The sequence below is a fragment of the Leptolyngbya sp. ST-U4 genome (assembly GCF_039962215.1).
Lineage (GTDB): Bacteria > Cyanobacteriota > Cyanobacteriia > Elainellales > Elainellaceae > Leptolyngbya_A.
The window spans coordinates 27,905-39,700 of sequence record NZ_JAMPKZ010000034.1; the positions used below are offsets into that span (position 1 = coordinate 27,905).

The window sequence follows — 11,796 nt, forward strand, 5'->3', positions numbered from 1 at the left end:
TAACCTTCAGGATCAAACAGGTTGAGCACAATAACATTTCACATCGCGATCGGTATAAAGGCACCCATAGCAGAAGGTAAGTATTGCGTGGACGCTTTTGAAGTTGAGGTCTCTTATCCATCAGAAATTGACCTCGGTCATGGACCTGAAATGCTACCGAACGGATTGAGCACTTTATTTTTAGTTACATGGGAAGATGAACAGGATGCTGGTTATCTTCAAGCACAAACACATCTTCGAAACTTAGTAGTTCACAGGGCGCTAGAAGCTATCAATAAGTTATTCCAAGCTTACAAGCTTGTGCGTATAGGTCACATCGATGGTTGTGGAGTACGAACCGTTGGCATCTACGACACTTTGTTCTACTTTTCCGAGGTTGACGGCAAGTCAAGCCGCGACCAAAATGTCAGATGGCGAAGGCACGTCGCCAGAAGCTATGCTGTTTCTCCACAAGCTCCGTCTTTTCACGATCCATTCGATACATCCGCGCTCGCCATACCCCATATCGGCGGCACTACTTATCCTGTAGCGAGGCGTTATATCAGATGCTATGAGCTTCTAGAGCACGGATTCTACTCTGAAGCATTCATCATTGCCTTTTCTGTTATGGACGACATTGTGCAAGAAATGCTGCACGAACAGCTCAACTTGAGAGGCATGAGCAGCAAGACAGACAGAGATGACCTCCTGCGAGGTATTAAGGAAAATCGCCTGAAACTCTACCTGGGACCCGTTTTAAAGTTAGCTACCGGAAAATCTATCTCGGAACTGTGGGACAAATCCGAGAAAGCGCTTAAATGGATAAACAAAACAAGAAACGAGATTGCTCATGCAGGCTTCAATGCGGATTACAACGCGGCTGCAGTTGGCATATACGCGTGCATCAAGCTGCTTCACACGCTCCACAGCGAAGGGCTGCTCGATGCCGAGTTTCCAGTTCAGTTTTTCAGACACGCCAAAATAACAGCTTGTTGGACCTTAAATCCACCAGAATGGGTGCCAAACAACGAACAAGCGAACAAGACGAACTATGAATCCTAATTGCAGGTCTAGTGCTAACTAAGAAATTTTCAGCCTGCGATCGGGATTTGAGGCTTTAGCAAAAGGTCGCGAGGATCGACCGACTGCCCATCTGGGCGACGAATCTCAAAATGCAGGTGAATTTCGTATTCTTTGCCCCCACTGCGCCCTATGCCCCCGATTCTGCGGGTTTCATGGCTTGCGGGGAATAGATTTTAAGGTCATTCCCGGCATAGCGTGTGAGTGACCCGATCCGCCACTCGCATGCAAAGGTATCGGCACGCAGGTTTTAGAGATGCCGATAATGCTGCCCGATGGGGTGAGCTGCCACTGATTGAGGCATTCGATTGCCAGTCATGCTCTCGATGTGGGTGCGCCTCCTCCGCCTGTTCAGCAAAGTCTGGGTCATGCTTCTTTAGCGACTACTTCCCGCTACGCCCACATCAAGGCGGGGCAACGGTTGGGAGATTTTGTAAAGGTGTAGAGTCTGAAATACGCAACTGGGTGTAATTAAGGAGTTATTCCTAAATCTTCACAGTTATGGTTTGGGTTAATGTCAATGCCTGCTGGCAATTTTGTTTTATAAAGCTTTGATTGGCTAAGTTGTTCCTTTGTTAAACACTTAGCATTCTCAAGGTCAGCTCCCTGAAGCTGTGCTCCTTGAAGTTGTGCTCCTTCAAGGTCAGCTCCCTGAAGCTGTGCTCCATCCATAATGGCACTTCTAAAGTCCGCACCCGTTAGGTCAGCGTCTTTAAAAAAGGCTATCTCAACGTTAGCAGCCCTGAAATCAGCTTTAATAAGAAGAGCACGGTTGAATTGAGCAACATTAAGATCTGCCCCGCAGAATTTGGCATCTATAAGATTCGCTCCAGTGAAGTTAACTCCAACAAGGTCTGTGTTGCTGAAATCGATACCTTGTAAGTCAATTCTGCGATCGCTTGTGCGTTCTTTGTATATTCGATCCATTACTGTAAAGGCTGTCTGGATATCAGTTGGGAGTCTAATAGGTTCCTGTTTTTTCAATGTTTGATTGTCTGTTGCCTTCACTTCAAGTGAAAAACGTTCGTCTTTTCGTTTTGCTGCATACTCCCGAATGAAACTACTGAGAACTTCTACAATTGTCCAGCAATCTTCTGGTGAGTCTTTAGCAATGCGTTCAAGAGAATAAACCCCTCCTAGACGTACTTGTATTTGATCCTCATTACCTAGTTGGTCAATCGCTTTGCTAAATCGTTCTGTTACCTGTTTAGCATTGGCAATCTCAACATTTCTATTAGCAATTCTAGAATTTTTGTTTGCAATTGCAGCATTTCGGTTAGCAACTCTAAAGTTTAGATACAGGACAATACCTCCTGCAATTGTGGCGAGTGTTCCAATGCCGCTAGTAATAGCTTTTACCCTTTCCAAAGAAACGTCGAACTCTCTCTTGTTTTCTTCTGTAGGGTCTTTGTGAACCTGCGCTGTGTCTTTATTGAGCCGGATGACGGCTGGAACTAGAAAAAGCAGAGTTATTCCAACTGGTATGAAGATTAGGAACCATCCAGATTTAACTGTCTTTTTTATTCTTTCTATCCTAGTCCGCTGCATTGAAATCTCCTATTCTTCGCCAATCTTGGCACAAAGTAACGGTAGAATGCGGTTTCCAGACCCGATTGTTTGTACTATACTCTGGTTGTTGAATTATCTGGAATACCGATGAACAAAGGCGAACTGGTAGACAAGATTGCCGAAAGAGCGAACGTCACAAAAAAGGAAGCGGATACCATTCTGACCGCTGCGATCGACTCCATCATGGAAGCGGTCGCTGATAGGGAGAAAGTAACGCTGGTCGGCTTTGGTACGTTTGAAGCACGGCAACGCCAGGAACGGGAAGGGCGCAATCCCAAGACCGGGGAAACGATGACGATACCTGCCTCCACCGTTCCGGCATTTTCGGCTGGGAAAGTTTTCAAGGATTCTGTTGCCGGTTAGCTCGATCCTCCTTCCCGTCCGGCTCCGCCTAGTCTGCGGCGGGGCGATCGTCCCTGTGTCCTTTCCTTCTATTCGTGTTACATTTAGCTTATTACCTTTTAAAAGTGACACGAATAAATGAACCTTTCGGAACTCAAAGCATGGCTGGCGGAACTGGAGCGGAAAGCTGCAGCAATCCGAGGATCGGGCGAGTGCCTGCAAGGTGTGCGGCTGGAGTTTGCGCCTGGGGGCGGTACTGCATCTGCATCGGCGAAACAATTGCCCAAATACGCACGGCTTCGGGCAGGACGGGGAAAGCTGCTGCTCAGTGGCAAACGATCGCAGTATGTCCCCTTAGAGGAGATTCCCGAAATTGAAGCGGCAATCGAGCGGGGGAAAAGGCTTACGGCAATTGAGAAGAAGATCGGGCAGGTGAAGGTGAAGATCGATCGGCTAGAGGCAAAGGTAGCTGCTCTAGGTGGATCTGTGTAGTCCCCTGGGTAGCGAAGCTGCGACGAAGTGCTATGCAACGCTTGAAACTTTTGATAGGAAACTCTGAAAAAATTTCGTATCTCCCGTGACTTCTACTAAAACAATCCATTAAGCAGGTGCCAGACTAAAGTATCTATCAGCTTTCACTTCTCTTTAAAAAGAGATTATTATTAATCCGATCCATTACCTTGATTGCACCTGCAATCTTTTTTTCATTGTTAGATAGAGTATATGCTCTTCTCCGTATCGTGACAGAGTGGTGTTCACAATAAGCCATGCTCTTCTCCTCACTCTCAGTCAATTTGCCATAGGTATAAGTAGCTAACATAGTACGAAAACTTTGAGGAGTCACAGGAACCACTGTTCCTCTATCAAGTTCGGGAGTAAAGCGAATAAAAACAGACTGGATCATTTGCGTGATCCCTCCTCTACTAAAGGGTTGACGGCTTCTAGGACCAGTAAAAGCGTAACTGTGTTCTGGAGCTAAGGCGTCTCTCCATCCACACCGTCTACCATTTTCATCAATGTACCCTTGCCATGTGGCGTGCTTATCAGAGTAATATTGAGCCCATTTACCTTCTAGATCTTCTAATCCAAAGAACCACATCTCTAGGTACTCGTATAAAGTCTTTCCATCCATAAATTGCTGATTGGGGATAGGGTACCAGAATGACCCGTATTTCTCATCCGTCTTAAATTCATAAACAGCAAGCCACCACCGAGCCTGTTCTGAATTTTCCAGTTTTGATTTTGGAATCAGTTCACCATGAACAAAATCCCCATGCAGTAAGAATACTCCATCAACTTTTTCATCAACCTTCAGCGTTTCTATAAATTGGAGACGACGATAAGTCTGTTGCCGATCGGTTGGAATCAGCGTCATTAAAAGCAAGATTAATGCTACTTGAATAGAATGGGCAATTCCTGTAGCATGGCGTTTGTTAGGATAAAACTTTCCATTATGCCAATGCGGAAATGATAGAATATATCGCTGATCCGCCTTCTCACGCTGCTTTTCAACAACTTCAACGGCTTCCTCCCACGTAAGACAACGAGCACCAACCCTAGCCTTTTGTTGTTTTCGACTGATGGGGAACTCAGCCTGCTTTTCCCTCAATTTCTCAATGATTGTTATGTCTGAGAAAGTTTTAGAGAAAGTTTGTGAACAGTACACATACTCTGTAACTTTAATCAGCGCATCAATATAAAGTCGCTTAGTTCCATTCGCATAACCATTCGGCTCACCAACAGCTTTTCGCTCCCGATCAAGCCATTTGAAATATTCGTCTATCCAGTTTAGAACCTCTAGAGCTTTTTGCAGAATATGCCGTTGAGCCCTTCCCTCAACTGAAGCCAATCGGGACTCGACCCGATCGGGATACTTGAGTTTGCCACTACTGTCCAAGGCAAAGATTGGATCATCTGCGAAGTCCTGCTCTGTATAGTGAAGTTTTACGAATGGAATCAGATGGTTAAGCCTCAGTTCAGCTAGTTCAACCCCTTGAATCCGGTGAAGGTAGCCTAACATTTGAGAAACTTTTATAAGTAACTCTGGTTGGCGAGCTTGATGCTTAACATATCTAGTAAATTCATCAATTTCTTGTTGCAGTTCTAGGTTGCCTAGTATTTGGTGTCCTTCAACATTAATGTAGTCACCAGCTACGGTACCAAGCTTATAAGCAGCAATCTTTCCTGCACCTGTTAATGAAAAGTTCCAATCTCTTCGGTGATTGGCTTGGCTAAAGCGATAGCCTCCCGGCTGATTTTTAGTTGGAGGAGTAGTGGTTATTCTTGGTTCATTTAACCAACCCTGTGTCTTGCAAAACTCCAGAAATCTTTTAGCATAACTACGATTTCTACTTCTTCCTCTTTTAGATACAGAAAGAAGAGTACAGCCCTTGTCTACTGCATCTAAAACGCTTCTAACTTTGTACACTGGAAGAGATTTAAGAAATTCTTGTGCTGTTGGATCAACCTTTTGTCCTGCCTGTGAAATAGGACCACCCCAACCAGGGACAGCAAACCGTTCTACTGCTGTTCTCACCATAGAAAATCTATTTTTGTCGCAATTTAATCCATAGTGCTCAATCCCCTCCCATACAGATTTCGGAAAAAAATGAACAGGTAGCTCAGTTGCTTGTTTGCTGTTTGCAGCGGCAGCTTCTATGTCTATCTTTTGTTTCGTTTGGATATGTCCTAAAAATACAGTTTCATTAATTGTCTCCATCACCCTTTGAGCATCAGCAATTTGTCGCAGGTTATCAGTAAAGGTGTAAGTTCCACGACGAATCGCAACAGAATGGTGTTCGCAATATGCCATGCTCAATTCTTCTGCATTCGTCAGGATGCCATCGGTATAAGTTGCAAGCATAGTCCGAAAACTATGCGGCGTTACTGGTGTAATCCGCCCAGCATCAACTTGTGGACTGAACTGGATAAAAACATCTTGAACTAGATCTTTGAAACTAATTTTATCGAAAGGTCGTTTAGTACGAGGCATGGAGAAGGCAAAATCATGGCCCGGATAGAGTGCTTCTCTCCATCCCTCTTTCCTTCCATCTTCACTAATGAAGCCCTGCCACCTAGCTTGTTCTCCTTCATAGTATTCTGTCCATCTTCCTTGCAGATCATCCAATCCGAAGAACCACATCTCCAGGTATTCATAAAAAGTCTTACCATCTGAGAAAATTTGATTTGGGAGAGGATACCAGAATGGCTCATAGTGCTCCACTGTTTTGAAATCGTAGATTGCCAGCCACCATCGTGCTTGATCTGGACTTTTCAGTTTTGATTTAGGAGTTAATACATCCCCGATCATGTCTCCCCATAATAGAAATACTCCCTCGACTTGTGCATCAAGTTTCAAAGCCTCCCGAAACTGAAGCCGACGATAGGTTTGCTGTCTATCACTTGGAATCAGCACCATCAGCAGGAGGATGATCACTTTTTGGATCTCACTAGCTACGGATGCAGGAGTTCTTTGTCTAAGCTCAGGTTTTCTATTTTGCAATACCTCATAGAGGCGGGTATCCGCCTTTTCCCGTTGTAGTTCAACAACCTGAACGGCTTTTTCCCAGGACAGACAGCGATCTGCAACCCGTGCCTTCTGCCGTTTGCGATCTGGAGCCAAATCAGCACTCTTTTCCTTCAATTTATGGATAATTTCAATATCTTTGAAGTTTTGAGTAGTCTCTTTTTTATAGATATATTCAGCAACTTTAATCAGTGCGTAAATAAATTGCTGTTTAGTACTATTGGCTAATCCGTCTTTTGCTCCAGCGTTTGTTCGGCATTGATCAAGCCAACCAAGATACACATTAATCCAATCAATTAATGTCTTTGCTGCGTGTTTTATTCGTCGCTGTGCAATATCTTGCTGTAGCGATAGCTCTTTTTCGATCTGCTCTAGGGATGGAGAACACCTAGAGCCTTGTGAATCAGTAGGTAGGTTGTTTTCAACATCATTCTCAGTATAGTAAATCTTTACAAATGGAATAAGGCTTGTGAGACTTAATTGATTGATGTCAACACCTTGTATACGATGTAGATAGCCCAACATTTGTACAACTTTTTGTACTACGCCTTCGGCACAAGCTAGATGCTCAATGGACTGGCTAAATAGCTCCAGGTTCTTCCAGAGAAACTGATTGATCAATTGATGTTCAAAGACAAACAGGTCTATAGTGCCAGGAACTTGAGAAGCACATTTTGTAGCCAGGCACATCATTGAGAAGCAAATCGATGAGACAATGCAGTAATCTTGGGGCTGGGTGCCTAGACTGGTAGTAGGGCTTAGTTTAGCTCCTGACGTCGAGACATGGTAGATCCTTCTTTTTCCATTCTTATTTCGATAGGTATAAAGCTTTTTTGAATTCTTGTCAGAAGGTGCCTCAGTGGCAGAAGCATGAAGTAGCCACTGTTTTTGTTCGCAATACTCTAAAAATTTCTTAATATAGCTCCGATTTTTTGATTTCCCTCTTGCATCTAGTCCTAGAAGATCACAACCTTGCTCTACGGCTTCGATCGCAGTCAATAGTCTTGCCACTGGAAGGTTTTCTAGAAAAGCTTGAGCCTCACTTGTTACTTTTTTCCCATTCTGAATAACAGGACCGCCCCACCCGGCAACAGCGTATCGCTCCATTGCCGTTTTAACCATAGCAAACCTGCTTTTTTCACAGATTTGACCATATAGCTTGATTGCATCCGACACTGATTTTGGAAATAACTTATCTGTGCTTATACTCACTGTTTTTACTTTTAAGTGTATAAAGAGTTACTAAGCAAGAGCAAAGCTAAAGCTCGAGTATAATTCATTTGTATCATAGATATTTATAAGATTCAGAAGGATAGCTCGCATTTAGTTGAAAACAAAAATAGAAATTTAGAAGCTATGAACTTTATTCTAGAAGAATTTCCAGCATTTTTTACATCTTGATATTCTATAAGTTGTTCTATTTCTACGAAATGGTGTTCTAAATCAGTTCTATTAATTCTTAGAAACCCTTATTTTGTTGGTTTTGTGAAGAATTGCTAGTGTTCTAAAACTGATTTTCTTAACCTATAAGGTTGATATTCTGTTTTAGGTAAAAATTGTCACACCCTATATTGAATGCAGATGGACTAGTCCGAGCAAGCATTCAATTGGGCATTTGTATGTATCCGTCCGAACTGGAATTGTGTTGACTGAGCTTGACAATCGCCCACCCAACTCATCTGTAGAACTAGATTTGAACCCTCAAATTCATCTGACTATCAACAATTGGGGGCTTAACATGTACGCTTGAATGAATTTAGTCGTGGCAGTACTAACGTTGTTACATTAGGTGCCGTTACTCCAAGAAATGCGATCGAACCGTGCTGGATTTGCTGCGGTGTACCTCACCGTGTGCTGAATGTTCTTATGTCCTAAATACTCTTGAATATCTCTAGTAGGTAGTCCCTGTTCTGCCAGATAGTAACCACAACTATGTCGAAGCATGTGAGGATGCACAGGTAACGGCAAATTAGCTAGTTCTCCGACTCGTCGCATAATCTTGGCAATCGCCCCCGTCGTCATCCCCTCACCTCGCTCATTGCTAAACACGAAATACCCTTTCGACTGCTCCTGGCGCAGTTGGCTCAGTGCTTCCAGTTCATCCAGTTGAAGCCGGTGCATCCCGCTCATACTGCCTTTTGACCGGGTGATAGCGATCGTCTTCTCATCAAACATCACCGCATCCCACTTCAGCAGGCACGCTTCTCCTGCTCGTAATCCATGACGAAACATGAGCAGCAGCAGTGTGCGATCACGCAGCCGATGTCTTCCCCGCTCACCAGCTGCCTCAATTAATCGATGCACTTCTTTCGGCGTGAGGTGTTCACGGCTACGGTAGGTCAAATTGGGTTTACGCCTCAGCTTAGTACCTGTGTTCTTCATTGGAGCATAATACAGCAACTGTCCGTAAAACAATCATTTTACAGACAGTTTTATGGGCGCAAAACCGCATTCCGCCGTTGGGCACGAAAACAAGTACTAAATTTTGCTCCTTATTGAGAAAATGCTCTTCTTATTGACAATCATTGTTGCTTTTTCGTTAATTCATGCTTTCCGGCTTTTAACACTCCATCAAGGAGAATCAATATGTAGCACAGCTTCTGAAACAACTAAAGCGTCCGATAGCGGCAAAAATTAAATTAAGAAAAAAGAAAATTACGGTAGCCAGTATCTTGAGGCAGACTGGGAACACTCTAGGCGGAGAACAGTTTATGTTGTGTTTCTAGCTAATCTATGCTAAAGAGCTATGCGAATCTGGCTTGGTTTAGTACTTCTGTCTCTGGCTGTGCTATTGGTGCTACGACTAATTGCGAGCGTTCAGCAGAGATATAGCCTTCCCATAGAGGGGTTATATCTTGCCGCCAACAGGCTTAGCCAGTAAAAATACTTATATCAAAATCTTAGGTGTTATTTCCTAACCCTCACTAATTAATTAGGATGACGACATGGGGTGCGAAAGTGGCTGAACTCTGTCCATCTTCAGTTCTAGAAACAACCTACTCCCTTCATCGAAGCCAAGTCGAAACCCTGTATCATGGTCTATCAGTTTTTTGAAAAACCCATCCTGAATTCGCCCTACGAGTACCCTGCACAGCATTGGGAGCTCGACCAGGATGGGCAGCCAACCAATCAAATTATCTTTCAGCGTCGATCAGCTGAGTTTGTCACGCCAATTCCCAAACCCAAGAAGCGTAGGCAATCCCAGGAGGTACAGCAAACCCTGTCACTGTTTGATACAGAGGGCATCTCAAGCGACTCACAGCAATACGACCTATCGCTCTACATCAACAGTATTCGTGAGAAGGTCAGCGCCTGGCGGCAACTGCCAAACCCAGAGGACTGGAAGGTGACGCCAGAGACAGCAAGGCTCCTCCAGCACTGGCGGCAACATGAATTCCAGGGGATTCGCCCCTTCTTCTGTCAGATAGAAGCTGTAGAGACCGCTATCTGGTTGGCAGAAGTTGCACCCAAGAGCGGCAAAACTGGACAGGCTTTTCTTGACCATCTGGACAAGGTGAATGCGGAGGCTAACCCAGAACTCCTGCGGATTGCTTTGAAACTGGCAACCGGAGCAGGTAAGACCACAGTGATGGCGATGATCATTGCCTGGCAAACCGTCAACGCAGTGCGGCATCCTGGCAGCAAACGGTTTACCCGTGGTTTTCTGCTCGTCACGCCAGGGATCACCATCCGCGATCGCCTGCGAGTTCTTCAGCCTAATGACCCGGATAGCTACTATGCCACCCGAGATCTCCTGCCCAGCGATATGCTGGCAGACCTGGGTAAAGCCAAGATTGTCATCACCAACTACCACGCCTTCAAGCTGCGAGAACGGCTACAGATTGCGACTGGTACTCGAAAGCTCGTCCAAGGGCGGGGACCAGAACTGCAAACCCTAGAAACAGAGGGGCAAATGATCCAGCGGGTGATGTCTGAGTTGATGGGGATGAAGAACGTCCTGGTTATCAACGACGAAGCCCACCACTGCTACCGGGAGAAGCCCGACAATGATGATCTAGACGATCTCAAAGGCGATGACAAAGAAGAAGCCAAAGATAACAATGAAATCGCCCGTCTGTGGATCTCTGGAATTGAAACCGTCAAGCGCAAGCTAGGCGTGCAGCAGGTCTATGACCTCTCGGCAACGCCCTTCTTCCTACAAGGCTCTGGCTATGCTGAGGGAACCCTATTTCCCTGGACGGTGAGTGACTTCTCGCTCATGGATGCGATCGAGTGTGGCATTGTCAAACTGCCCCGTGTGCCTGTAGCGGACAATGTACCGGGAGCAGAGATGCCCAAACTCCGGAATCTGTGGGAGCACATCCGCAAGAAGATGCCTAAAAAGGGCAGAGGCGCTGCTAAAAACCTTGATCCCCTGAGCCTACCCGCAGAACTGCAAACGGCTTTAGATGCCCTCTACGGTCACTACGTCAAAACCTATGAGCTATGGCAGGAGCAGGGTGTTAGTGTCCCTCCGGTCTTCATCGTGGTCTGCAACAACACTGCGACTTCAAAGCTGGTGCATGACTTTATTTCCGGCTTCTATCGAGTCGATGACAATGACACGGAATCATTTCACAATGGGCGACTAGAGCTATTTCGCAACTATGACGACCACGGCAACCGACTTGCACGACCCCGTACTCTGCTGATTGATAGTGAACAGTTAGAGTCAGGCGAGGCACTCGATAGCAACTTCCGGGAGATGGCTGCCGATGAGATCGATCGCTTCCGGCGAGAACTCGTGCAGCGCAGTGGTAACTCGGCAGAGGGTCAAAACATCAGCGACCAGGACTTGCTGCGGGAAGTGATGAACACCGTGGGCAAGCCGGGACGATTGGGTGAATCAATTCGCTGTGTAGTGTCAGTGTCGATGCTGACGGAAGGCTGGGATACCAACACCGTGACCCATGTACTAGGGATACGCGCCTTTGGCACCCAGCTACTGTGTGAACAAGTAGTGGGACGGGCGCTACGTCGCTATTCCTATGACCTGAATGAGGAAGGACTATTCAACGTTGAGTACGCTGATGTGCTGGGGATTCCCTTTGATTTCACGGCTCAGCCTGTGATTGCCAAGCCAGCTCTACCCCGCAATACGGTGAATGTCCATGCTGTGAAGCCCGATCGCGATGCGCTGGAAATCACCTTTCCCCGCGTGGAAGGTTATCGGGTGGAATTGCCGGATACCGCATTGACTGCCCAGTTTACCCAAGACTCACTGCTAAAGCTAACGCCTGCCCTGGTCGGGGCAACTAGAACCCGCAATGAAGGCATTATCGGTGAAGGAGTTGAGCTCA

At 45.7% G+C, this 11,796-nt stretch carries 8 protein-coding genes; 5 read left to right on the forward strand and 3 right to left on the reverse strand.

Annotation, left to right across the window (positions count from 1 at the left end):
* The first annotated feature begins 87 nt into the window (after nt 1-87).
* Together NDA02_RS24445 and NDA02_RS24450 are read left to right on the forward strand one after the other, a co-directional pair.
* Entirely contained in the window at nt 88-1,041 is a 954-nt protein-coding gene (locus NDA02_RS24445; RefSeq protein WP_348256113.1) for a hypothetical protein, read from the forward strand.
* A 313-nt stretch (nt 1,042-1,354) separates the two neighbouring features.
* Nucleotides 1,355-1,504, forward strand: a complete 150-nt coding sequence (locus NDA02_RS24450) for a tyrosine-type recombinase/integrase (RefSeq protein WP_348256114.1) — start codon at nt 1,355-1,357, stop codon at nt 1,502-1,504.
* Between the two features lie 26 nt (nt 1,505-1,530).
* On the opposite strand, the gene NDA02_RS24455 is transcribed toward NDA02_RS24450, so the two are convergent.
* Nucleotides 1,531-2,607, reverse strand: a complete 1,077-nt coding sequence (locus tag NDA02_RS24455) for a pentapeptide repeat-containing protein (protein WP_348256115.1) — start codon at nt 2,605-2,607, stop codon at nt 1,531-1,533.
* 108 nt (nt 2,608-2,715) lie between these two features.
* On the opposite strand from NDA02_RS24455, the gene NDA02_RS24460 reads away from it, so the two are divergent.
* Nucleotides 2,716-2,991 carry an HU family DNA-binding protein gene (locus tag NDA02_RS24460; protein ID WP_348256116.1) on the forward strand — a complete coding sequence of 92 codons (276 nt, stop codon included), beginning with the start codon at nt 2,716-2,718 and terminating at the stop codon, nt 2,989-2,991.
* Between the two features lie 117 nt (nt 2,992-3,108).
* On the forward strand, nt 3,109-3,462 hold the full coding sequence (locus NDA02_RS24465; RefSeq protein ID WP_348256117.1) for a hypothetical protein: 354 nt from the start codon (nt 3,109-3,111) through the stop codon (nt 3,460-3,462).
* 136 nt (nt 3,463-3,598) lie between these two features.
* On the opposite strand, the gene NDA02_RS24470 is transcribed toward NDA02_RS24465, so the two are convergent.
* Both NDA02_RS24470 and NDA02_RS24475 read right to left on the reverse strand, forming a co-directional pair.
* Nucleotides 3,599-7,618: a hypothetical protein gene (locus tag NDA02_RS24470; protein WP_348256118.1), complete on the reverse strand. Its 4,020-nt coding sequence runs from the start codon at nt 7,616-7,618 to the stop codon at nt 3,599-3,601.
* Between the two features lie 663 nt (nt 7,619-8,281).
* Complete coding sequence (locus NDA02_RS24475) at nt 8,282-8,878, reverse strand: tyrosine-type recombinase/integrase (RefSeq protein ID WP_348256119.1); 597 nt, start codon at nt 8,876-8,878, stop codon at nt 8,282-8,284.
* A gap of 652 nt (nt 8,879-9,530) precedes the next feature.
* On the opposite strand from NDA02_RS24475, the gene NDA02_RS24480 reads away from it, so the two are divergent.
* On the forward strand, nt 9,531-11,796 hold a 2,266-nt coding region (locus tag NDA02_RS24480), incomplete at its 3' end, for a DEAD/DEAH box helicase family protein (RefSeq protein WP_348256120.1).